Origin of the sequence: Veillonella parvula (assembly GCF_032472435.1) — a bacterium.
In the GTDB taxonomy this organism is placed as follows: Bacteria; Bacillota; Negativicutes; order Veillonellales; family Veillonellaceae; genus Veillonella; species Veillonella parvula_N.
In genome coordinates this window covers 79,894-103,860 of the sequence record NZ_JAWEGM010000006.1, presented here as the reverse complement: position 1 = coordinate 103,860, position 23,967 = coordinate 79,894, and the positions used below count along the sequence as shown (strand labels likewise).

Annotated in this window: 23 protein-coding genes and 8 tRNA genes; 28 read left to right on the top strand and 3 right to left on the bottom strand. The window is 39.8% G+C overall.

The features are described 5' to 3' along the window. The first annotated feature begins 207 nt into the window (after positions 1-207). The 14 genes from E7A03_RS08585 to E7A03_RS08520 all read left to right on the top strand — a co-directional run bounded on the left by E7A03_RS08585 (position 208) and on the right by E7A03_RS08520 (position 8,424). The gene (locus E7A03_RS08585; protein ID WP_004698101.1) at positions 208-1,959 is read left to right on the top strand and encodes a 2-oxoacid:acceptor oxidoreductase subunit alpha; all 1,752 of its coding nucleotides are present in this window, start codon (positions 208-210) and stop codon (positions 1,957-1,959) included. A 1-nt stretch (position 1,960) separates the two neighbouring features. Next, complete coding sequence (locus E7A03_RS08580) at positions 1,961-2,833, top strand: 2-oxoacid:ferredoxin oxidoreductase subunit beta (protein ID WP_008602530.1); 873 nt, start codon at positions 1,961-1,963, stop codon at positions 2,831-2,833. Positions 2,834-3,038: 205 nt separating this feature from the next. Further along, positions 3,039-4,385: an MATE family efflux transporter gene (locus E7A03_RS08575; RefSeq protein ID WP_227037364.1), complete on the top strand. Its 1,347-nt coding sequence runs from the start codon at positions 3,039-3,041 to the stop codon at positions 4,383-4,385. Positions 4,386-4,492: 107 nt separating this feature from the next. Next, positions 4,493-5,380, top strand: a complete 888-nt coding sequence (locus E7A03_RS08570) for a prephenate dehydrogenase (protein ID WP_316074030.1) — start codon at positions 4,493-4,495, stop codon at positions 5,378-5,380. Positions 5,381-5,430: 50 nt separating this feature from the next. Further along, positions 5,431-6,468: a nicotinate-nucleotide--dimethylbenzimidazole phosphoribosyltransferase gene (gene cobT, locus E7A03_RS08565; RefSeq protein ID WP_316074029.1), complete on the top strand. Its 1,038-nt coding sequence runs from the start codon at positions 5,431-5,433 to the stop codon at positions 6,466-6,468. Further along, entirely contained in the window at positions 6,465-7,583 is a 1,119-nt protein-coding gene (locus E7A03_RS08560; RefSeq protein ID WP_215676340.1) for a nicotinate-nucleotide--dimethylbenzimidazole phosphoribosyltransferase, read from the top strand. The genes cobT and E7A03_RS08560 overlap by 4 nt, the downstream gene beginning before the upstream one ends. 200 nt (positions 7,584-7,783) lie before the next feature. Beyond that, positions 7,784-7,858: transfer RNA gene (locus tag E7A03_RS08555), tRNA-Gly, on the top strand. Between the two features lie 5 nt (positions 7,859-7,863). After that, positions 7,864-7,939: transfer RNA gene (locus E7A03_RS08550), tRNA-Asn, on the top strand. A 3-nt stretch (positions 7,940-7,942) separates the two neighbouring features. After that, a tRNA-Lys gene (locus E7A03_RS08545) sits at positions 7,943-8,018 on the top strand. A 5-nt stretch (positions 8,019-8,023) separates the two neighbouring features. Further along, positions 8,024-8,098, top strand: a tRNA-Glu gene (locus tag E7A03_RS08540). A 5-nt stretch (positions 8,099-8,103) separates the two neighbouring features. Beyond that, positions 8,104-8,179 (top strand) — tRNA-Val (locus tag E7A03_RS08535). Positions 8,180-8,184: 5 nt separating this feature from the next. After that, positions 8,185-8,254: transfer RNA gene (locus E7A03_RS08530), tRNA-Gly, on the top strand. 16 nt (positions 8,255-8,270) lie between these two features. Further along, positions 8,271-8,345: transfer RNA gene (locus E7A03_RS08525), tRNA-Glu, on the top strand. A 3-nt stretch (positions 8,346-8,348) separates the two neighbouring features. After that, positions 8,349-8,424, top strand: a tRNA-Val gene (locus tag E7A03_RS08520). A 253-nt stretch (positions 8,425-8,677) separates the two neighbouring features. Here the strand turns inward: E7A03_RS08520 and E7A03_RS08515 are convergent. Both E7A03_RS08515 and E7A03_RS08510 read right to left on the bottom strand, forming a co-directional pair. Beyond that, a complete protein-coding gene (locus E7A03_RS08515; RefSeq protein ID WP_316074027.1) occupies positions 8,678-9,001 on the bottom strand; it encodes a YnfA family protein in 324 nt (107 codons plus the stop codon). Between the two features lie 153 nt (positions 9,002-9,154). After that, on the bottom strand, positions 9,155-10,054 hold the full coding sequence (locus tag E7A03_RS08510) for a LysR family transcriptional regulator (protein WP_012864752.1): 900 nt from the start codon (positions 10,052-10,054) through the stop codon (positions 9,155-9,157). Between the two features lie 297 nt (positions 10,055-10,351). Between E7A03_RS08510 and rpsD the strand changes: the two genes are divergently transcribed. Further along, a complete protein-coding gene (gene rpsD / locus E7A03_RS08505) occupies positions 10,352-10,939 on the top strand; it encodes a 30S ribosomal protein S4 (protein ID WP_004695181.1) in 588 nt (195 codons plus the stop codon). Between the two features lie 59 nt (positions 10,940-10,998). Here the strand turns inward: rpsD and E7A03_RS08500 are convergent, their stop codons facing one another. Further along, the gene (locus E7A03_RS08500; RefSeq protein WP_195394865.1) at positions 10,999-12,231 is read right to left on the bottom strand and encodes an MFS transporter; all 1,233 of its coding nucleotides are present in this window, start codon (positions 12,229-12,231) and stop codon (positions 10,999-11,001) included. Positions 12,232-12,447: 216 nt separating this feature from the next. Here E7A03_RS08500 and E7A03_RS08495 point away from each other — a divergent pair, with 216 nt between their 5' ends. From E7A03_RS08495 to ilvN, 13 genes are all read left to right on the top strand, one after another. Next, positions 12,448-12,825: a WapI family immunity protein gene (locus E7A03_RS08495; protein WP_195394864.1), complete on the top strand. Its 378-nt coding sequence runs from the start codon at positions 12,448-12,450 to the stop codon at positions 12,823-12,825. Between the two features lie 157 nt (positions 12,826-12,982). Further along, positions 12,983-13,423, top strand: coding sequence for a 50S ribosomal protein L13 (rplM, locus tag E7A03_RS08490; protein WP_004695186.1), 441 nt, complete (start codon positions 12,983-12,985; stop codon positions 13,421-13,423). A gap of 20 nt (positions 13,424-13,443) precedes the next feature. Next, positions 13,444-13,836 (top strand): 30S ribosomal protein S9, encoded by a 393-nt coding sequence (gene rpsI / locus E7A03_RS08485; RefSeq protein ID WP_004695188.1) that lies wholly within the window; start codon positions 13,444-13,446, stop codon positions 13,834-13,836. Positions 13,837-14,023: 187 nt separating this feature from the next. Then, the gene (gene fabM / locus E7A03_RS08480; protein WP_004695189.1) at positions 14,024-14,815 is read left to right on the top strand and encodes a trans-2-decenoyl-ACP isomerase; all 792 of its coding nucleotides are present in this window, start codon (positions 14,024-14,026) and stop codon (positions 14,813-14,815) included. A gap of 170 nt (positions 14,816-14,985) precedes the next feature. Next, positions 14,986-15,741 (top strand): 6-phosphogluconolactonase, encoded by a 756-nt coding sequence (gene pgl, locus E7A03_RS08475; protein WP_195394863.1) that lies wholly within the window; start codon positions 14,986-14,988, stop codon positions 15,739-15,741. 36 nt (positions 15,742-15,777) lie between these two features. Continuing rightward, on the top strand, positions 15,778-16,020 hold the full coding sequence (locus tag E7A03_RS08470) for a Sec-independent protein translocase subunit TatA/TatB (protein ID WP_316074025.1): 243 nt from the start codon (positions 15,778-15,780) through the stop codon (positions 16,018-16,020). Positions 16,021-16,034: 14 nt separating this feature from the next. Further along, positions 16,035-16,343, top strand: coding sequence for a heavy-metal-associated domain-containing protein (locus E7A03_RS08465; RefSeq protein WP_021148497.1), 309 nt, complete (start codon positions 16,035-16,037; stop codon positions 16,341-16,343). Between the two features lie 68 nt (positions 16,344-16,411). Beyond that, positions 16,412-16,855 (top strand): cupin domain-containing protein, encoded by a 444-nt coding sequence (locus tag E7A03_RS08460; RefSeq protein WP_004696849.1) that lies wholly within the window; start codon positions 16,412-16,414, stop codon positions 16,853-16,855. 16 nt (positions 16,856-16,871) lie between these two features. Beyond that, on the top strand, positions 16,872-18,275 hold the full coding sequence (locus tag E7A03_RS08455; RefSeq protein WP_058948072.1) for a DASS family sodium-coupled anion symporter: 1,404 nt from the start codon (positions 16,872-16,874) through the stop codon (positions 18,273-18,275). A 535-nt stretch (positions 18,276-18,810) separates the two neighbouring features. Continuing rightward, a complete protein-coding gene (gene ilvD, locus E7A03_RS08450; protein WP_316074024.1) occupies positions 18,811-20,481 on the top strand; it encodes a dihydroxy-acid dehydratase in 1,671 nt (556 codons plus the stop codon). Between the two features lie 42 nt (positions 20,482-20,523). Next, positions 20,524-21,747 (top strand): threonine ammonia-lyase, encoded by a 1,224-nt coding sequence (gene ilvA / locus E7A03_RS08445; protein ID WP_227037385.1) that lies wholly within the window; start codon positions 20,524-20,526, stop codon positions 21,745-21,747. An 18-nt stretch (positions 21,748-21,765) separates the two neighbouring features. Further along, positions 21,766-23,475, top strand: coding sequence for a biosynthetic-type acetolactate synthase large subunit (gene ilvB, locus E7A03_RS08440; protein ID WP_012864743.1), 1,710 nt, complete (start codon positions 21,766-21,768; stop codon positions 23,473-23,475). Next, positions 23,475-23,963 (top strand): acetolactate synthase small subunit, encoded by a 489-nt coding sequence (ilvN, locus tag E7A03_RS08435; RefSeq protein WP_004695208.1) that lies wholly within the window; start codon positions 23,475-23,477, stop codon positions 23,961-23,963. Before ilvB ends, ilvN begins: the two co-directional genes overlap by 1 nt. Positions 23,964-23,967: the final 4 nt, after the last annotated feature.

Here is a 23,967-nt window from a genome sequence, read left to right as displayed (position 1 = left end):
TACTTAAAAAGTGGTATCCTTTTTCTCTTATAATTTTTAGTTATAATACCTTAATTTATACCTATTATTATGTGAAATGATACATTGTAAACCTAAAATATACATGATACAATGACGATATAAGACAGGTTCGTACTATAAAACATTAACATAGTAAGGTAGACTCTTGTCAGCAGTGTAATTTTTATCCTAAGGAGGGTGAATCTCTTGCAAAAACGTAAAGATTTTATCTGGAAAATGGGCGGCCAACAAGGTGAAGGTATCGAGAGTTGCGGCGAAATTATGGCCACAATCCTTGCTAAAGAAGGCTACTCTTTGTATAGCCAACGTTTATTTGCATCTCGCATCAAAGGTGGTCATACTACATTCGCATTGCGCGTAGCATTGGAACAAATTATGTCCATTGGTGAAGGGGTAGACTTCTTGCTTTCCCTTGATCAAGAAACCGTTGATATGCACGGTTCCGAAGTACGTGATGGTGGATATATCATCTGTGATAGCAAAGTTAATCCAGACTTTTCTAAATTTGAAGGTACAAAGATTAATTGCTTATCTTTGCCTATCTCTGAAACAGCAATGAAACAAGGCTCTTTGTTGATGCGTAATATCGTAGCACTTGGGATGTCCGTAGCGCTTCTTGGTTTTGATACTAAGATGTTTAAAGATGCTATTACTGAGAAATTTGCAAAGAAATCCCAAGAGATTATTGATAAAAACTTGGCTGCTTTTGATGATGGTCATAGCCTTGTAATGGAAAAATTAGGCGATGTTGAAATCGATACATTGCCAGCGCCTGGTAAGAAAGATCAAATGTTCTTATTAGGTAACGAAGCATGTGCTCTTGGTGCTATTGCAGCAGGCTCCCGCTTTATGGCGTCTTATCCTATTACGCCAGCATCTGAAGTTATGGAATACATGATTAAAACTATGGATAAGTTGGGCTCAACTGTTGTTCAAACAGAAGACGAAATCGCAGCATGTATGACAGCTATGGGTGGTGTATACGCAGGTGTTCGTGGCTTTACATGTACTTCTGGTCCAGGCCTTTCCTTGATGGCAGAATCCTTGTCTATGGCTTCCATGGCTGAATTGCCAATGGTTGTTATTGACGTTCAACGCTCTGGCCCATCCACTGGTATGGCTACAAAAGTTGAACAATCCGATATTGATGCAGCTTGCTACAATGCACATGGTGACTACTCTGGTATCGTAATTTCTCCAACATCTATTGAAGAATGTTTCTATGAAATTCAAAAAGCTTTCAACTTGGCAGAAATGTACCAATGTCCAGTTATCTTTATGCCTGACTTACAACAAGGTTTGAATAAACAATCCGTTCCTTCTTTTGATTTGAACCGCGTACCTATTAATCGAGGTAAAATGATGAAAGAAGCTGAGCTTCCTGAATTGGTACAACCTAACTATTTCAAACGCTTTGAATTGACTGAAGATGGCATTTCCCCTCGTACAATTCCAGGTATGAAAAATGGTCTATTCCTTTCCACAGGTTTAGAGCATAATGAAGAAGGTAAACCAGCAGAAGCGCCTACAATGCACGTAGCGCAAACTGATAAACGCTTCCGTAAATTGGAAACTGTAGCTGACAATTATGAACCATTCTTGAACAATGCTAAATACGATGAAGCAGATGTACTCGTTGTAGGTATGGCTTCTAGTCGTGGTGCTATCGAAGAAGCTGTTGCTGAATTCGATCAAGAAGGTGTTAAAGTTAACCATTTACAATTGCGCTTAATTAAACCATTCCCAGCAAAGCAATTACAACCGTTCTTTGATGCGGCGAAAAAAGTAGTTATTGTAGAACACAATAAAACTGGTCAATTGGCTAACTTATTTAAAATCAACATGCATAAGAAACATAAGATTTCTAGCTGCTTGAAATACGATGGTAATCCATTCACAAAAAGTTATGTGAAAAATGCGATTAAGGAGGTCCTATAATATGACAACAGCTAAAGATTACAGAAATGATATTCGTCCTAACTGGTGTCCAGGCTGTGGCCATTATGGGGTTCAAGCGGCGATTACTGATGCCGTAGTAGCGAAAAATATTCCACCAGAAAAATTAGCCGTAATTTCCGGTATTGGTTGTTCTAGCCGTATCGGTGGCTATTTCTACGCTTATGGTGCGCATACAACTCATGGCCGTGCGCTTCCTTATGCGCAAGGCGTTAAGCTTGCTAACCAAGACCTAGAAGTTATTGCATTTTCCGGTGACGGTGATGCCTTTGCTATTGGTATGGGTCACACCATTCATGCTTTTAAACGTAATGTAAACATGACATACGTAGTAATGGATAACCATGTATATGGTTTGACTAAAGGTCAAGCATCCCCTCGTTCTGACATCGGTTTTGTTACAAAAACAACTCCTCATGGTGCGTTTGAGTCTCCATTGTCCGTTTGTGAAACTGCGATTGCAGCAGGTGCTACATTTGTAGCACAAAGCTATATGGTGAATCGTAAAGAGCTCGTTGATTTGATTCAACAAGCTATGGATCATGAGGGATTCTCCTTCATCAATGTATTTAGCCCATGTGTTACATATAATAAACGCAATAGTTATGATTGGTTCAAAGAACATTTAGTAGCATTGCCTGAAGGTTATGACCCAACAGATCGTGCAACAGCGCTTAAAACTTTGGGTGATACTGATGGTTTGGTTACAGGCCTTATCTATCAAAATACATCTAAACCTTCCTTTGAAAAAGCAATGGCTGCAGCAAATGGCGGACCACATCCTCGTCCATTGACTGAAGATGTTGTAAAACCTGACCAAGCATTATTTGATAGTCTTTGCAATCAATTTAAATAATATTAGTATCGTACCCATTAGGTAGGATGCTGATTAAAGAAACGTGTCACCTTCGGGTGGCACGTTTTTTGTATGTACTATTTTATGAAAAACTATTTAGTATATTGCTTTCTGCGATTTGTCCCATGTGGTTATATAACGTGATATAATAAGGACATTGTATGATATTCATTGCAATTGTATCGTATTCATTGCAGAGGTTTTTATGAAAGCATACGAAAAGGGGATTAGTCTATCTATCTGGACTTTGAGTTGGCCTATATTTATTGAAGTGTTCCTACAGATGCTAGTAGGTAATATAGACCAATTGATGATGAGTCACTACTCACCTCAAGCGGTAGCAGCGGTAGCTAATGCCAATCAAATTTTAAATATCTTTATTATGCTCATCATCGTCATGAGTACAGCTACGACGATTTTGATTGCCCAATATTTAGGAGCGAGAAACCAGTCCAAGCTATCAGAGGTATGTACGGTCAGCTTAATGATGAATTTTCTCTTTTCATCTATAGCGGCAGTATTCTTTATTACTTGCCATGAATGGATCTTTACATGGCTAGGTATACCACCAGAAACGATGAGTGATACGTCGATATATACTACTATCGTTGCTGCAGGGCTACCGATACAAGCGATGTATTATGCATTAGTAGCCGTATTTAGAGGTCACTCATTAACACGCGTTACCATGTATATTGCCCTTGTGATGAATATCATTCATATTCTAACAAACTATGTATTAATCTTTGGACATGGTCCAATACCAAGCCTTGGTGTATTAGGTGTTTCTATTTCAACATGGCTATCTAAAGTGGTAGGGCTCGTGATTATTGGATATACTTTTAAGAAATTATTAACCTTAGAGGTAAACTTTAAATTCTTAAAACCATTTCCGTGGCATACGGTTAAATCTTTATTGCATATTAGTGTTCCTTCTGGTGGAGAAACATTGAGCTATCAATTATCTCAAACTACGATCATGAAAATGGTCAACATGTTAGGCTTAGCAGTTATTAATACTAAAGTTTATGTATCTGTTATCGCCATGCTTTGTTATGTATACACTATAGCGCTATCTAATGCTTCACAAGTTATCGTAGGTTTCCTAATGGGCGCTAAACGCCAAGAGGAGGTTACTAGTCGTGTATGGAAGTCCATGTATTTAGCGATTGCTATTAACGTAGGTCTTGCTACATTCTTCTATGTGACTAGTGATTTTGTTGTCTCTGTGTTTACTTCGGATCCGGAAATCCTAGAGTTAGCACATAATGTATTACTGGTTGAGATCTTTCTTGAGTTAGGACGTGCAGTAAATATCGTTATGGTTGGTTGTTTGCAGGCTGCCGGTGATATTCGTACGCCTATGCTAGTGGGAATCTTTGGCATGTGGTTATGCGCCGTGCCATTATCGTATCTATTTGGTATTTACTGGGGTTGGGGCCTTGTTGGTATATGGATTGCCATGGCCGCTGATGAAATCTTGCGAGGTTTATTGTTTATATATCGTTGGTATAGCGGTAAATGGAGAAACAAGCATCTTATCGAAGCTTAATTTCATTCTCCCTAATTTTGATTTACAATTAGCTAAATAATAATGTAATATAACTAGCATTATATTGGAGAATAGACATTGCTAGTTTTACTTGAAAGTAGGTTTATATGAGTAAGACAGTAGGCATTATTGGCTTAGGCCTATTAGGTGGATCCTTGGCAAAGGCCTTAAAGGAATATACAGATTATGAGGTAGTAGGCTATGCACGTCGTCAAGAGGTCTGTGATGCGGCCATTCAAGATGGTGTGGTAAAAGCTGCGTGGACTGAAGTTGAGCCATTGATTAAGAACTCAGATATCGTTGTGTTCTCCTTGCCACCTGATACAAATGCACGACTTTTTACTGAAACGGCTCATCTATTTAGATCGGGACAAGTTGTAACCGATGTATCTAGTGCGAAGGAAAATTTTGTACGAGCCGTTTATGAATCGATTCCTAAGGGGACCGTTTTCGTATCTGTCCATCCTATGGCAGGATCCGAAAAGGGCGGGTATGAAGTATCTCATAAAAACCTATTCAAAGGTATGGGCTGGATTGTGTTAGAAGATAAGGCATCTGATGTATATAGTGAAGAAGTAGCTCAAGAATTAGCTGACATGGGTCGTGCCTTAGGGTCTCGCATCGAGTTTGTCGATATTTATGCTCACGATGCATATCTGGCAATGGTTAGTCATATGCCTCACTTATTGGCCTCTATTCTAACACAAGTTTCGGGTGGCGATGAATTGGGCGAATTGCGCATGAAACTATCGGCAGGGGGATTCCGCGATTGCACACGTGTGGCTGGTGGGCTACCATCTATGTGGCGCGAAATTATCTACGGTAATCGTCATAATGTTATTGAAGGCCTTACACAAATTGAATCAGAAATTGAACATGTTAAAGCGATACTTTCACAAGATGACGAAGGACAAGCATTAGAAAGCTATCTTGAACGAAGTCGAGAGATTCGGAATAAATTGCCATATTTAACGGGACAAATTAAGAATAACTAAAAGAAAGAATATCTAAAATATAATTATATTATTTGATTAAGGGAGCTTTTATGAGTTTGTTACAAGAAACTTGTGGCGCTATTACAGGTCGCAGCCTAGAGATTGAACAACATATATTTAATAGTTGGAATGCAGAATCGCCGGTGGAACTATATGGTCGTCTTGTAGATGTTGTGGCTCAATATGGGGCGGCTACAAATCAAGAGCAGGTAACCGTGCCAAAACCATGTATGATTATTGCTTCTGCAGATCATGGCGTAGCTGATATGGGTGTCAGTGCGTATCCAAAAGAAACGACCGTTGGGATGACTCAGAATTACCTGATTCCTAAGGGGGCTGGCGCTAATTCTCTAGCGAATTACTGTGGAGCTCAAATGGAAGTTATCGACATGGGGATCGATGCGGATATGAGTTGGGTTCCAGGCCTTCGAAGTCATAAACTGGGGATGGGTACAAAAAACTTTGTAGAAGAGCCCGCCATGACGCGCGAACAAGCCGTGGAGGGCATCGAAACAGGGATTCGTCTAGTAAAAGAAAAAATCGATGAAGGCTTTAACGTATTTTTGGTAGGTGAAATGGGCATATCAAATACGACAGCTAGTGCCCTTATGACCGCTAAGTTTGCAGGACTTACAGCGGAAGAGGCGACAGGACGAGGAACGAATATTTCCGATGAACGACTTAAACTAAAGCAACGCATTGTTCATGATGTACTGGAGAAATATAAGGATATTCCTAAAGACGATGCCATTGGAATTTTATCGTCTGTAGGTGGCTTTGAATTTGCTTGTATTGTGGGTGTTATCTTAGGCGCTGCAGCAAATCATGGGTTAGTTATTATCGATGGATTTAATACATCGGCTTGTGCATTGGTGGCTAAAACATTGGCTCCAAAAGCGATGGATTATGTGATGGCTTCACATTTATCTGCTGAAAAAGCGGCCAAATCTTCCTTAGAAAATTTAGGGCTTGAAGCCTATGTAGATTTAGGCCTTTGTTTAGGTGAGGCTTCTGGTGGATCCATACAAATGGGGATGCTAGATCTTGCGGTGCATATGTATATGGCCATTACAGGAGGTAATAAATGAGAACTTTCAAAGTTGAGCCGTTAGATACACAAGCAATGGAAACATGTCGATTCCGTATTGATAATTTGACAAAGCCTATCTATAGCCTGGCTACGTTAGAAACTATAGCGGAGCGTTTTGCAGGAATTTTAGGAGACCCTAAACCAAATCATTTGCGTCAAGGTGTGCTCGTTGTGGCAGCTGATCACTTGGTAGATGGGCCGCAAAATGATCAACATGGTAGTGAAAGTTATGCTGCTATAAAACGCTTTAATGAGGGAAGAACAGCTACACAAGGGGCTGCAGCTAAATTAAATGCTACGGTACATGTGGTGAATGTAGGTCTAGAACAAGACACTTCTGATTTAGCAAATATTGAGCAACAGGTGATTCGAAAAGGGTCTCATTTCTTTGGTGTAGAACCTGTTATTTCTCGAGATGACTTAGAGCGTGCTCTTGAGCTAGGTTTTACCTATGCAGACAAATTACATGCAGATGGACTACAAGTGGTGGCGATTGGTAACGTAGGGGAGAGAGCTTTCTTAGATTCTCTCGTAACGACGGCGACGATCACAGGTTGTGCGTATGAGGATATTCTCGTTCATAATGAATATGGACCTACGGTAGAGCAACGTGCTGCTCATATTCATTCTTTTGTAGATCGATTTAATATTTCTGTGGAGGATTGGTCTACTTTGAGTGAAAGCGAGCGCCGTGATGCGGTATTGCACTTGCTTCACGTAGCAGGTGGTTTAGATATTGTATTTTTAACGGCCTTTATCTTAGGAGCTGCTAGCCATCGCATGGCTGTAGTTTTTGATAATATAGTAACTGGTGCAGCTGTTTTAGCGGCGGTTACCATTGAACCGCTAGTTAAGGACTATGTGTTCCCGTCGGCTGCCTATGATGAGCCTATACATGATGAGCCCATACATAAGGAACAATGTCGCTTCTTAGGGGTAAAGCCTTATTTAGACTATAAACTGCTAATCGATGAAGCCTTAGGTTCAACTATGGGACTATCCATTATCGATGCATCGATGCATATGCTGAATGACATGAAAACGTTCATCGAAGCCGAAGTTAGCGTAGCTGAAGATGGAGCAGGTAAAGGTAGACAAAAGGATAAAGAATAACCCGTTTTAAAGGGGGATTGTACCATCTCCCTTTTTCTTGTGTGGGCGATGGTCTTTAAACCAATATTTACTAGCATTTTATGGAAAAACCATTGACACTATATGTGTAAATTGATATTATTATATGGCAGTCAGGACGGACTTAATTCATCCTTGACGACAGATTGATAATTATGTTATAGTAATTATCGGTTCTGTATGCGGGAATAGCTCAGCGGTAGAGCACCGCCTTGCCAAGGCGGGGGTCGCGAGTTCGAATCTCGTTTCCCGCTCCATACATTCCTCGATAGCTCAGTCGGTAGAGCAATCGGCTGTTAACCGATCGGTCGTAGGTTCGAGTCCTACTCGAGGAGCCATTTGACTCACTAGCTCAGTTGGCAGAGCACCTGACTTTTAATCAGGGTGTCCCGCGTTCGAGTCGCGGGTGAGTCACCAATTCTGGCCCGTTGGTCAAGCGGTTAAGACACCGCCCTTTCACGGCGGTATCCCGGGTTCGATTCCCGGACGGGTCACCATATATGGACGATTAGCTCAGCTGGGAGAGCGCCTGCCTTACAAGCAGGATGTCGGCAGTTCGATCCTGTCATCGTCCACCATTTGCGGGAATAGCTCAGCGGTAGAGCACCGCCTTGCCAAGGCGGGGGTCGCGAGTTCGAATCTCGTTAGTCCTACTCGAGGAGCCATTTTGGCCCGTTGGTCAAGCGGTTAAGACACCGCCCTTTCACGGCGGTATCCCGGGTTCGATTCCCGGACGGGTCACCACATGGACGATTAGCTCAGCTGGGAGAGCGCCTGCCTTACAAGCAGGATGTCGGCAGTTCGATCCTGTCATCGTCCACCAAAGCAAACGGTTATCTTCGGATAGCCGTTTTTTAGTATGTAAAAAGTACATATGGATATAAAAAATACATATGGTCATGTAGATAAATAAAGGAGTACAACTGTTATAGTTGTACTCCTTTTGTTGTAATACTTATATAGTTTTATGTAAAAAATATATAGTTGCTGTGGTTGTACTTTCAAAATATATAGTTAGTTATTGTTATATCTAAAAAATATAAATTTTATTATAGTTATATCTGTAAACTACATATTTAACGTGGTGCATACATGATGATATAAACGCCTACAAGACAGACAAGGCCGCCGATGATATCGTACATATCTGGTCGTAAGCCGTCCACAAGCCAGCCCCATAGAATAGAGAGGGCAATAAATACGCCGCCGTATGCTGCGTATACTTTGCCGAAGCTTGTTTCTGGCTGGAAGGTGGGGATGATGCCGTATAAGAATAAAATAAAAGCACCTGCGATTAGATAAATAGGTCCTTTGTCGTCACGCATATAGAGCCATACAAGATAGCCGCCGCCGATTTCCGCAAGTCCTGCTAGTATAAAGAATAGAATAGATAAGAGCATAGTAACCTCACTGTATTCTTACTATATTAATTGAAATCTATTCTCTATTTTACAACTTAGGACAAGAGAGGGCAATTGTTTTGTATAGTTAGGGCATTTGTTGTTTATAGTAAAACCCCGTACACCAAAAGGTATACGGGGTTCTATTAGTTATTATAAACGTGGTGGTGATTCGCTGTGCACATAATCCATGAAGGTATGCATAGTTTCTGTTTTAGAATTATTCTTCTTAAATGCGAAGCACACTTGTAGTTTGAATGGTTTTTCTAAAGGTACAAAGCCATCATTGATGTTTAAAGAACTTAAAATTTGGCGTGCTACGATGCAACCAGATTTATTCTTTTGACAGTAGTCGATCATTGTATATGGATTGGATAGACGGCTACCGCGGATATGTAGGTTTTGTTGACCGTTACCAACATAGTTTTTTAATGTGCGATACATAAAGTATTTAGGTGGATACATGAGCAGTGGTTGTTGCTGGATAGCTTTTAAACTGGCTGTTTCCATACCGTTCACTAAGTTTGGTGCATAGTATACAAATTCGTCTTCTCTAAGAGCGGTGGATTCATATGCGGACATATCCTTATTATTTGGTAAATAGAGTAATGCAATATCGATGCGGTTTTCACGCAAGTCGAGCATCAATTCTTCTTCTTCCATATCGTAAATGCTGACAGAGAATTCAGGATGATTTTGGAAGAAATGGGAAACGTAACCGTTTAGACGGATATCCCCAAGACTACGTAATACGCCAATGTTTAGAATTGGGCGTTCAACCTTGCTAGCCAAACGAATGGATTGGATAGCTCGTTCCAATGTGTCGAGAACTTGTTCTGCTTCTGGTAGGAATAACTCACCTTCTGGTGTTAAACGGCTACCTCTTGTAGAACGGGAGATTAATTTCACACCAACTAAACGCTCTAATTTTTTCATTTGAGCGCTGAAAGCTGATTGTGTAATATTCATAGATTGTGCAGCTAATGTAAAGCTTCCTGTTTTATTATAGGTAATAAAACTTTGTAGCTCTTGCATTGTAGGTAACTCTTTCATGTTATTCCCCCAACTTAGACATAAGACTCCAATGATACCTATTACCTTACTTATTCATATTGTAGCATACTATAATTGATTTTTCATCTAAATCTATAAAATATGATGAAACATGCACAATCGATATAGTGAGTAGTATTATCGTAAAAAAGTGTAATTAAAAATTGTGATTATGCACTTATTTCAATGACTTTCATAGGTATCGATAATTGACATAACTAGATGAAAATGATATTATACTTGGGTACCATTATGTGTAGGTACAAGTTTATTTTAATCTTATGAGGTGATAATCACATGGCAACGAGAAGAGAGGCTCGATTCAAACTTTGTCGTCGCTTTGGTGTGAACGTATTCGGTCACGCAAAAGCCTTGAATCGCGTCAAAAAAGACCAACGTCAGAAGAAAATGTCTGAGTATGGCACACAATTATTAGAAAAACAAAAAGTTAAAGCTTACTACAACTTGCTAGAACGCCAGTTCGTACGCTATTATGATAAAGCGAAAAAAATGCAAGGTGTTACAGGTCAAAACATGTTGATTCTTTTGGAACAACGTCTTGACAACCTTGTATATCGCATCGGTTTCGGTAACTCCATTCGTCAAGCTCGTCAAATGGTAAACCATGGCCACATCTTGGTAAACGGTCGTCGTGTAGATATTCCTTCCTTCTCCTGCAAACCAGGCGATGTAATCGAATTGCGCGAAGCATCTCGTGATAACGAAATGTTCAAAACTAACTTCCAAGAACTTCGTTCTTTCGAACTTCCTTACATTGAAAAAGACTTGGAAGGCTTCAAAGCTACTTTCACTCGTCTTCCTCAACGTGAAGAACTTCCTATCGAAGTTAACGAAACACTTATCGTCGAATTGTACTCCAAATAATTTGGCGCTATTGCCCGCAGTGCTATGCACTGCGGGTTTTTGTATGTTGTGGGTATTGTTTATAAAAGTAGAGCTATCATAAAAAAATAAATTTTAGAGTTTAATCGAGTATAACCTATTATAATAGCAGTGCTTATGATTATTCCAAATCCACATATAAAAAATATATCATGTAAAGGTAATACATTTGCTAAGCTTGTAAATATGGTTATTGATAATATTGATCCAATAGAGAATCCTGTACTTACAGAACCGCTAGCCAATGTTAACTCTTCCTGTGAAAAAATAGATTGTATATATGCATGAACTAAAACAACGGCTGTAAATAATAATATTTCAGATATGCTATATAGAATATAAAGTTCTTCTATTGTTTTTATATAACCTATGCAAAAAATACTTCCCCCAAATAGTATAAAAAGAGGAAACAGAATCTTTTTAAAACTCGTTGCTAAGTTAATGGTGAAATATTTAGCAAGAATTCCAAAAGCAATGAATGATGCCAGCCTAGAGATTGTTTGCGTATATCCATACTGACTATCAGTTAAATGTAAGATATCTTTAATAAATATTAATAGTAGAATCGGAATACACATATAAAATATTCTGGCTAATATACCCAAATAAACTATAAAATTAATTTTTTTATTTAGGAATAATAATTTATATCCCTTTATTAAAAGTTGAATTCGCTCATATATGCTTTGTTTAATAGTTTTTTGGGAGATAGTTGAGTATGATTGTATTCTCACATTTCTATTTAATCGATAAAGTAGGTAGGCTGAAATAATATAAGTAATTGCATCAATAATGAATACCATCGTTAAAGAGTAATTAATTATAACGCTAAATAATAAGGAACCACTTATCAATGCAAAACGATTAATAGATCGGAGCAGTGCATTAAATTTGACTAGATCATTTGTAATATTAGGTATAAAAGAAAGTCTAGCGATTCCTAAAATTTTATTATTAAAACCTATAAGAAAAGCTATGATATATACTAGATAAAGGTTATCTATGAAAATAAAAATTAATAATATAAAACCCGAAACTATTTCAGGAACTACCATAGACCACATTAAACCTTTTTCTTTTACAAGTATCCCTAAAAATGGGCCTAATAACATTCCAACTAATAATGTTGCTATCGTAATTGCCCCTGTATTAAAGGGACTGTGGGTGGTATTAAATATATATGTTATAAAGCCTAGTGTTGTTGCTGTGCTTCCCATTGTTGAAAAAAATAGAGCACTATTTAAGAGAAATGAGTTTTTATTTTCTAGATTCATATTATCATCTCCTAGATTATAGAAGTACAGATATAATATGTATTGTTTTACAAAATCTAAATTAAACTTTTATCAATTTCTGATATTATATATTCATAATTCTATATAAATATATAAATTTCCTGCACAATATAAAGTAATATGTAATATAAGTAGGTTTTTGTTAATGCAAGATAATAAAGGGGACTATTTATTTTTATTATTTAGAGGAGATTAATGGATTTTATACGTGTTGAGTTAGAAGAAAAATATATCGCTGATGTTGAGTCTCGAGAGGAGTGTATTGCTTTTAGTGTGTACATTAAAAGTGGTGATTTTTCCGGACGAGGCACATTTGTTTATACTGTAAATCAATTTAGACAATTAATCAGTCAACTCAAATTAATATATATTACATTAGATGGAGAGGTTCGTATTGCTTATGATGATTCGGATGATTATGTCCATATTATATGCAAATCATATGGGCATATAAAAGTAGACGCTCAATTGGGAGGCAGTTGGTGTGATAATTGGGTTAAACTTGTTCTTAATACTGATCAGACCGTATTGAATGAGGTAATACAGCAATGTAATTCTATACTAAAAAAATAATTTGATGACAGCATATAACTGCTAAATTTTAATTGACACAAACCCATAAAATCTGTATACTATTTTGAGTAAGCTTTAGTCGTGTTTCCATTAGCCCCGGAAGCAAAGGACAAGCTGATTTTGGTAGAATTATGACGTTATTAGGAGGATATGCAGCATGAAAACTACATATATGGCCAATCCGAACACAATCGAACGGAAATGGTATGTTGTTGACGCTGAAGGTAAAACTTTAGGACGCCTTGCTGCCGAAGTTGCAAAAGTTCTTCGGGGCAAAAATAAACCAACTTTCACACCACACGTAGACACTGGTGACCATGTGATCGTTGTAAACGCAGAAAAAATTCGCGTAACTGGTAAAAAATTGGAACAAAAGGAATACTTCCGTCACTCTGGTTACCCAGGTGGTTCCCGTTTCACTAAATTGTCCATGATGCTTGAAAAACAACCTGAACGTGTTGTTGAAATGGCAGTTCGTGGTATGCTTCCAAAAAATAAATTGGGTGCACAACAATACCGCAAATTAAACGTATACGCTGGTCCTGAGCATCCACATGCAGCTCAAAAACCAGAAGTGTTAGAAATTTCCGTACGATAATCTAGAGGGAGGAATATATAATGGCAGTAGCACAATATTACGGCACTGGTCGTAGAAAATCTTCCGTTGCTAGAGTTCGTCTGGTACCGGGCACAGGTAAAATCACTGTTAACAAACGTGAACTTAATGATTATTTCGGTCGCCAAACTTTGGAATTGATCGTAAAACAACCTTTGAACTTGACTAACACAGTTGAACAATACGATGTTATCGCAACTGTAGCTGGTGGTGGTCCTTCCGGTCAAGCTGGTGCAATTCGTCACGGTATCTCCCGTGCGTTATTGGACGTAGATGGCGAACTTCGTCAATCTTTGAAAAAAGCTGGCTTCTTGACTCGTGACCCACGTATGAAAGAACGTAAAAAATACGGTCTTAAAAAAGCCCGCAAAGCAAGCCAATTCTCCAAACGTTAATATTTGGAATACAGGTTATTACACCTGCAGACAATGTCTGCAGGTGTTTTTGCATTATTAGATAATTTTTAATACTCAAGTCAGTTTAATTTTCATTCTTTCATTTACATCTATATTTAATTTTCCTATAATAGAAGTATAATAATCGAATTTTTTCGAAAATAGATTTTCATATAGGAGAAATCATATGATTTATAATACAATTCAGTACGTAGTGGACAACGGCATTGGTACGTTGACCTTTAATCGTCCAACCGTAGCCAATGGTTTTAATATCGAGATGTGCAAGGAGATCCTTGAGGTCTTAGATAAGGCTCATAATGATGAAAGCGTTCGTGCGTTGCTCATCAATGCAGAGGGAAAGGTGTTCTCTGCGGGTGGCGATTTAACAGAAATGGAGCGCGCTGTAAACGAAGGGGATACTGAGTCTTTATTTGAAATTGTTGAGCTAGTCGCTGAGATTTCTATGGCCATGAAGAAGTTACCAAAACCTGTTATCATGAGCCTTCAAGGTGCTGCAGCAGGCGCTGCCTTCAATATGGCTTTGGCAGCGGACTTTGTTGTGGCTGCTAACAACGTACGCTTTATTCAAGCCTTCGTAAATGTAGGTCTTGCTCCTGATGCGGGTGGTTTATTCTTATTGACTCGCTCCATTGGTATGAACCGTGCTATGCATATTGTTATGACTGGGGAAGCCGTATCTGCTGAAAAGGGTAAGGAACTTGGCTTTGTGTATAAGGTTTGTGAATTAGAAGATTTAGAGACCGCTACAAGACGCCTTGTTGAAAAATTGGCAAAAGGACCTGCACAATCTTACCGCGTTATGAAGGAAATGATGTGGAATAGCTTCTTAGCAGGTTGGGAAGAGTACAAGAAGTTTGAAGTAGAAAACCAATGTGCATTAGGTCTTTCAGAGGACTTCAAAGAAGGAGTCCGTGCTTTCACAGAGCGTCGCCGTCCTAAATTTGGTCAACAATAATATTAATTTATGAATATACGGAATGGAATTTCCTGTAATTCATAGGTAAATACAAATATAATTAGAACCGATGTGGCTCCAACTATTGAGTTACATCGGTTTTGCTTTCATTACACAGAAAAAGTGTATATAATAGAACTATTGAAATAGTTTTAGGAGGTCATTATTACATGGCTCAAGATACAATTAAATGTTATGACAGCCCTAGCGATGTAGTTCAAGCATTGGCAGAGGATTTTATTGCTTTCACCAACGAGGAAATCAATCGCACTGAAACGTGTGTTGTTGGTATTACGGGCGGGACTGTTATTAATGGTTTATTAGAATTGCTTAATTCCCCAGAATATATTGAACGCCTCAATTGGGAACGCATATTTTTTGTGTGGACTGATGAGCGATTCTTGCCGCAATCTCATGAGGATAATTACTTCAATCGCGTGAAACAGTACTTGTTGTGCAAGGCGAAAGGGGCGGCTCATTTCTTGCCAATCAATACAGATTCTAAAACTGTAATAGAAGCGGCAGCGGAATACGAGAAAGAGGTTAAGAATGTTCTCAAGGCTTGTAAAAAAAGTGGACTAGATTTGGCATTACTCGATCTTGGTGAAGATGGTCATACAGCCGGTCTATTTGCAGGCTCTCATGCATTGCGTGTCACAGATCAAGACGTGGTAGCCGTTGAGGATGGAAAGGTGTGGGAACGTATTTCTATGACCTTTTCGTTCTTAGCAAAATCTGATGCGGTTTGGTTTACCGTAACTGGTGAAAGTAAGCGAACTGCTTTGACAAAGGTATTGTATCAACGCGAAGATTACGAGGATTTACCTTGGGAAAAACGCATTGGTCGTGTATTGCCTGGAGCGGTGCTTTCACAAGAAGCTATGACCTGGTATGTGGACAAGGCAGCCTATGATGATGTACACTAAAGAGTATAAGTAGTAGTAAAGATAAAGGAGATACATATGGGGTCTATAGGAACACCTGAATTAATAGTTATATTAGTGATTGCTCTAGTTATCTTCGGACCTGGTAAATTACCTGAAGTCGGTAAAGCTATTGGTAAAGGCATCAATGAGTTTAAAGATGCTATTTCGGGGCCTAAAAAGGCTGTTGATGAAACGAAAGAAGCCGTTAAGAAAGCGACTACTATCGATGTGACAGTAGGGGCTAAGAACGACGATAAACATAAAGAAGCTAAGGATTAATAGGAGGTAACACTATGTGCAAAGATTGTGGTTGTGGCGAAGATAATGGCGTTGTAACAAAGGTATTTACTGTACCGGGGATGATGTGCAACAACTGTAAAGAAACAGTTGAAGGTGCATCTCTAGGTTTGCCTGGCGTATTAAGTGCAGAAGTAGATTTGCCAGAAAAGACAGCTACCGTTTCTTTTGATCCAACAAAAGCATCTGTAGAAGTTATTACAAAAGCCATTGAACGAACTGGCTTTGAAGTGGCAGGCGTTGCAGACGGTGTACAAAAACATAGTCATGGATTACTAGGCACTTTGAAACGTCTCTTCAAATAATCGAACCGATGGAGCTGTATTGAAACCTTGTTTCGATGCAGCCCTTTTTTGTTTAAAGAGGTAATATGATGATACGTAAGTTTGATGCTAAAAATTTTAAGTGGGACGGTATCGAAACCTTGGTATATAAGCAAGATGGTAGTCCTTTTAAAGATGTAACACGTCAAGTATTATACGATGGTGCTTATGATATTCCGTGTCAATTCCGCTATTTTGAATGTTTGCCAGGGGGATATTCTACCTTGGAGTATCACGATCATACGCATATGGTTATGATATTTCGCGGCAAGGGGCAAGTCTTATTGGGCGATGAAATCCACGATGTAGAAGCTGGTGATTTTATCGAAATTCCAGGCAAAACAATTCATCAGTTCCGTGCTAATAAGGGCGATTATATTGGTTTTCTTTGCTTGGTAAATCAAGACCGGGATAAGGTGAAATTATTATCCCCTGAAGAGATGGAAATGTTACGAGCAAATCCTAAAATCAAAGAATTCTTGGAAAGTTGTTGAGTCTGGTGGAGGTTCTATGAATACTTTTACACGAGCGGCCCTTACCGTTTTAGTGGGCCTCGTCATTTGGTTTTTACCTCATACAGAGGCAATCAAGCCTGAAGGTTGGCATTTATTAGCTATCTTTACGGCTACTATTGTGGGCTTTATCTTGCGACCTTGGCCAACGGGCATTATGGCTCTTTTTGGTATTGTTGTAGCCGTAGCCACTAACTCCATTACTATGGTTCAGGCACTAGGTGGCTATGCAGAGGCGAATGTGTGGCTTATCGTAGCAGCCGTATTCTTTTCACGAGGTATTATTAATTCTGGCCTTGGTAAGCGTATTGCGTACACCTTGATTCGCTCCTTTGGCACAAGCTCTTTAAAGCTTGCTTATGCTTTGGCTTGTACGGATTTGATTATTTCTCCAGCTACACCATCTAATACGGCGCGTGGTGGTGGTATCGTATTCCCCATCGTACAAAATATTTCCTTAGCATTTGACTCTGAACCATATGGTAATACGGCTCGCCGCATTGGGGCGTACTTGATGACGACGGCACATACTATTAACACCATTACAGTAACGATCTTCTTGACTGCATGTAGTGGTAACTTGCTTATTACGTCCTTAGGTGCTAAACTGTTTGGCTATGATATATCTTGGTGGGAATGGTTCCAAGCCGGTGTGATTCCTGGTGTGATTTGTATGATTTTGATGCCTTGGTTTATCTATAAAATCTATCCACCAGAAATCAAGGAAACACCAGAGGCTGCAGCAATGGCTCAAAAAGAACTAGATGCTCTTGGACCTATTACGAAGGCCGAAATTTCTGTTGCCATTATTTTTGTTCTTTGTATCTTACTTTGGGCTACAGCAATTTGGACTAAGCTTCATCCTACAGTAGTAGCGATGATGGGGGTTCTGGCGTGTGTTGTGACTGGCTCTCTTACGTGGGAGGATATTTTGGGTGAACGCACCGGTTGGGATATCCTCATCTGGATGGGTACGCTTGTAGGCATGGCTGGGCTGCTTGGCAAACTCGGTGTAGTAGCTGTCTTTGCAGATTTTGTAAGTCAACATTTAGCTGGCTTCGATTGGTTCTGGGCGTCCTTTATCATTTCCGCTACCTTTGTGTACTCTCAGTATTTCTTTGCCAGTGGCACGGCGCGTATTACAGCTTTGTTCTCCGCCTTTGCAGCCATTTTAGTGGCGATGGGGGCTCCTATTCCGTTTACGATATTGCTCTTTGGTTTGATGAACAGTCCTGGTTGTACATTGACTCACTATAGTTCGGGTGTAACACCGATCTTCTTCGGTGCTGGCTATGTGCCACAAGGTACGTGGTGGCGCGTAGGCCTTGCTATCTCTGTGGTGAGCTTCCTCATTCATTTCTGGGGCGGCACCTTTGGTATGTGGCTCTTTGGTATCCTATAATATATTTAATCCCTCACTACGGTGAGGGATTTTTCTTGTTATATCTATATTTTTTATACCTTACTAGGTTTGCTATAGTTTTTGGGTATGGTGAACTTCATAAAAAAACTATGATGAATCTATAGAATTTATTGTGAATTATCTTGCGCGGGATAATATAACGTGTTATTATTATTCCGTGATTAATATTACAGAATATTTTAGGAGGAAACATGTTAGGTTTAGTCATTAGCTTATTGATTATTGCGCTAGTCGTGATTATTAATGACATTCGAATTATGAACAACAACTTAACACGTTTTTGTCTTAGAAGTTCCGCGAATGGTTTAATATACAATCAATAAGATTTGACTATATGGTTTGTTTCTTATGTGTATATTTTCCAAGGGGTACATAGGATTATTTATGTATATAGGAATTCTGTAAACAAAAGGAATATCATTTGTAAACTTTTAAGACGATTCATTGGAATCGTCTTTTTTTATGCGTCGTGAAAGCTGTCCAAGTGGATGCTTTCAAAAGTGAGGAGATTAACATGAGTTGTAGAAGTGACAATTTGAAAACAGGCGTAGCACGTGCACCACACAGATCTTTACTAAAAGCTCTAGGTTTTGTTGATGAAGAAATGGGTAGACCCGTCATCGGTATTGCGAATTCTTTCAATGAAATCATCCCTGGTCACGTAGGCCTGAAAAATATTGTACAAGCCGTAAAAGACGGTATCCGCAACGCAGGTGGTGTGCCAATCGAGTTCAATACTATCGGTATTTGCGATGGTTTGGCAATGAACCATATCGGCATGAAATACTCCTTAGTTACACGTAATATCATTGCAGATTCCATCGAAGCTACTGCTATGGCTACACCATTCGATGCGATGGTATTCATTCCAAACTGTGATAAGGTAGTGCCAGGCATGTTGATTGCAGCTGCGCGCCTTAATATCCCATCTGTATTCGTGTCTGGTGGGGCTATGCTCGCTGGTGTACATAAAGGTAAAAAGATTGGTTTGTCCGATGTATTCGAGGCCGTAGGCAAACATCAAACTGGTGAAATGGGTGATGCTGAGTTAGCCGATATCGAAAATACGGCATGTCCTACATGTGGCTCTTGCTCTGGTATGTATACAGCAAATACAATGAACTGTTTAACAGAAGCTCTCGGTATGGGCCTTCCTGGCAATGGTACAATCCCAGCGGTATATTCTGAACGTTTGCGTTTAGCAAAATTAGCGGGTATGCAAGCGGTAGAGGTATTAAAAGCAAACCTTCGCCCTAAAGATATTATGACTCGTGAAGCCTTTGAAAATGCGGTAGCTCTTGATATGGCTTTGGGTGGCTCCTCTAACACGGCGCTTCATTTACCGGCTATTGCTCACGAAGCAGGTGTACCATTATCCTTAGACGATTTTGATCGCATCGCTCAAAATACACCTCAATTATCTAAATTATCTCCATCTGGCGTATACTTCATTGAAGACTTGTACGCTGCAGGTGGTGTATCTGCCGTGTTGAAACGTTTAGCAGAAAATGGTCGCCTTCATACAGATTGCAAAACTGTTGCTCTTAAAACACAAGGTGAAATTGCAGCGGCAGCTCATGTTGTGGATGAAGATGTTATTCACCCATGGGATAATCCAGTACATGAAACTGGTGGTATCGCGGTTCTTAAAGGTAACCTTGCTGTAGATGGTTCCGTTGTAAAAGCCGGTGCCGTAGATGCAGATATGCTTGTTCACTCTGGTCCAGCAAAGGTATTCAACAGTGAAGAAGAAGCGGTTGAAGCTATTACAGGCGGTAAAATCGTGAAAGGTGATGTTGTAGTTATCCGTTACGAAGGCCCTAAAGGCGGTCCTGGTATGCGTGAAATGTTGACTCCAACATCTATGATTGCCGGTATGGGTCTAGATAAAGATGTAGCATTGTTGACAGATGGACGCTTCTCCGGTGCTACTCGTGGTGCATCCATCGGACATGTATCTCCAGAAGCAGCTGCAGGCGGTACCATTGCTATCGTTGAAAATGGTGATATTATCAACATCGATATTCCAAACGGTAAATTGGAACTAGCTGTATCTGATGATGAAATCACTCGTCGTAAAGCTGCATTGAAACCGTTCAAATCCAATGTAACTGGATATCTTAAAAAATACGCTCTTCACGTATCCTCTGCTGCACAAGGTGCTATCGAAGTATTTGAAGACTAATACTAGACTTTCATTTAATACTAACTAGAGGAGATAGTGTACATGCACAAATTATATGATTTTATGGAGGCTCGAGAGCGATTAAGCACAATCACGGTGAAAACGAAATTGCTTCACAGCGATGTGTTTTCTGACGAGTGCGAAAATGATGTATATATCAAGCCAGAAAACTTGCAAATAACAGGCTCTTTTAAGGTTCGTGGAGCTTATAATAAAATTGCAAAGCTGACAGAAGAGGAAAAGGCGCGCGGTGTTATCGCTGCGTCTGCTGGTAATCATGCACAAGGCGTGGCCCTTGCTGCGAAACGCCTTGGCATTAAAGCGACTATTGTTATGCCGAAACACACGCCTCTTATAAAGGTTAATGCAACAAAACAGTACGGCGCAGATGTCGTATTACATGGTGAAATCTATGATGAAGCTTGCCAAAAAGCGATGGAACTCCAACAAGAACATGGTTATGTGTTCGTCCATCCCTTCGATGATGAAGATGTAATTGAAGGGCAAGGGACAATTGCTCTCGAGGTTCTCGATGAACTTCCTGATGCAGATGTATTGCTTGTTCCTGTTGGGGGCGGTGGTATCGTATCTGGTATTGCGGCAGCGGCAAAGTTAAAAAATCCGCGCGTTAAGATTATCGGTGTAGAGCCTGAAGGTGCCGCAAGTGCAATCGCTGCATTAAAGGCTGATCATCCGGTACCACTCGATGAAGTAGCGACGATTGCAGATGGTACGGCAGTACGCCAAATTGGGGAAACTACATTAGAATATATCAAGCAATATGTAGATGACATTATTACTGTTTCAGACTACGAATTGATGGAAGCATTCCTGTTGCTTGTTGAAAAACATAAATTAGTAGCAGAAAATTCCGGTATTTTACCATTGGCAGGTCTTAGAAAATTGAACTGCACAGGTAAAAAGGTTGTAGCCATTGTCAGTGGAGGTAATATCGACGTACTTACCATTTCCTCTATGATTAATAAAGGTCTTGTCGTACGTGGTCGTATCTTTACTTTCTCCGTTAACCTTCCTGATAAACCAGGCCAGTTAGTGGCTGTATCTCAAATGTTAGCCGATGCAGATGCGAATGTTATTAAACTTGACCATAATCAGTTCAAAAACCTTGACCGTTTCCATGAAGTGGAATTGCAAGTAACGGTAGAAACAAATGGTGAAGAGCACATCCAACACATTATTGATACTTTCAAACATAATGGCTACATTATTAAACGTTTAAATTCCAGCGAGATATTGTCTGAATAGCTGGGTGAAAGGGTTCCTATGAGCGCAGAAACAATCAATGGGGCACGCATTGTCCTTGAAACATTGCATCGCCTTGGTGTAACCGATATGTTCGGCTATCCAGGTGGCGCGGTAATTCCAATTTATGATGAAATATATAGCTTCCCTGAAATTAAACATTACTTTGTTCGTCATGAACAAGGTGCTGCACATGCAGCAGATGGTTATGCTCGCGTATCTGGTCGCGTAGGTGTATGTCTTGCTACGTCTGGTCCTGGTGCAACGAATCTTGTAACAGGTATTATGACTGCGTACATGGATTCCGTACCTATGGTGGCCATTACAGGTCAGGTTGGCCGGCCCTTTATCGGTAAGGACTCTTTTCAAGAGGCGGATATCCAAGGTATTACGATGCCTATAACCAAGCATAACTATCTTGTTCAAGATATTCATGATTTGCCTCGCATCATTAAAGAGGCGTACTTTATTGCTGGCACAGGTCGCCCAGGCCCTGTACTTATCGATATTCCGAAGGATATTCAAACCGAGAAAATATCCATGGCGGAATACAACAAATTGTACGAAGTACCTATTCATCTTGAAGGCTATGATCCAACCTATAAAGGTCATCAAGGTCAAATCAAAAAAGCAGCTACTCTCATCAAAAATGCAAAGCGTCCACTTATCATTGCTGGGGCAGGCGTATTAAAGTCTGGTGCTATGGATGAGCTTAAAGAATTAGCTGAAAAGGCTCAAATTCCGGTGACGAATACATTAGTTGGTCTTGGTGGTTTCCCAGGAGATCACGAATTGGCTCTTGGTATGGTTGGTATGCACGGTTCTGTTGCAGCTAATAATAGTACAGATGAGGCAGATCTCGTGATTGCTGCAGGGATTCGTTTCCATGACCGCATCACAGGCCATCCAGATTTCTTCTGTAAAAAAGCTAAAATCATCCATATTGATATCGACCCAGCTGAAATTGATAAGAATGTTACAATCAATGTGCCTATCGTAGGGGATTTAAAACAGGTATTAACGGAGCTTAATGCTCTTGTAGAACCTACAACGCATGAAGCGTGGCTTGAGCAAATCCGAGAATGGCAAGCGGAATACCCTATGGTAATTCCTGAGTCTAAAAATGGTGTATTGCATGCACAATATGTGTTATCTGAACTTAACAAAATTGCCAAGGATGATGCCATAATCGTAAGTGATGTAGGCCAACATCAAATGTGGGCGGCTCAATTCTTAACTCATAAAAAACCTCATACTATCGTTACCTCTGGCGGTGCGGGTACCATGGGGTATGGTTTGCCGGCGGCTATTGGGGCTCAAGTAGGGGCGCCTAAGAAGCAAGTTATCCTTGTTGTCGGTGATGGCGGGTTCCAAATGACTTGTGAAGAGCTCATGATGGTTCGCCAATATAATTTGCCAATCAAGATTGTTATTATTAACAACGGCTATCTTGGTATGGTTCGTCAATGGCAAGAAATCTTCAATGATAGACGCTACTCCTATGTAGATTTGGAAGTGAGTCCGAACTTCGTGAAACTCGCAGATGCATTTGACTTGAAAGCAGCGCGTCTAGATAATGTTGAAACTTTCAACAAAGAATTTAAATCATACATTACATCGGATGAAAGCATTGTCTTGGATTGTCGCGTTGAACGAGAGGATAATGTATTACCAATGATTCCAGCAGGCGGCACGATAAGCGGTATGATGGGTAAGAAAGGGGTGCTATAATGGCGAAAGAACATCAAGTCTTAATCATTGCAAAAAATGCACCAGGTATTGGTACACGTATTTTGGCACTCTTTAACCGTCGTGGCTTTAACGTTACAAAAATGACATCTGGCATTACAAATCAGCCAGGTTATGCACGTATTACTATTACTGTAGAGGCCGATGACCGAATTCTCGATCAAGTGCAAAAACAAATCTACAAGCTTATCGATGTTGTTAAGGTTAAAGTGTTTGAAGATCATGATGTGGTATGCCGTGAGTTAATGCTTATCAAGGTAAAAGCATCTGCTTCTACAAGATCACAAATTGTACAGATTGCCGATGTATATCGTGGTAATGTGTTAGATATTTCTCCTACATCTATGATCATTGAAGTCATTGGCAGTGTAGAAAAATTACGTGGCTTCATTCAAATTATGGAAACTTATGGTATTCTTGAAATTGCCAAAACAGGTATCACCGCTATGAGTCGCGGAGAAAAAATGTAGGAGC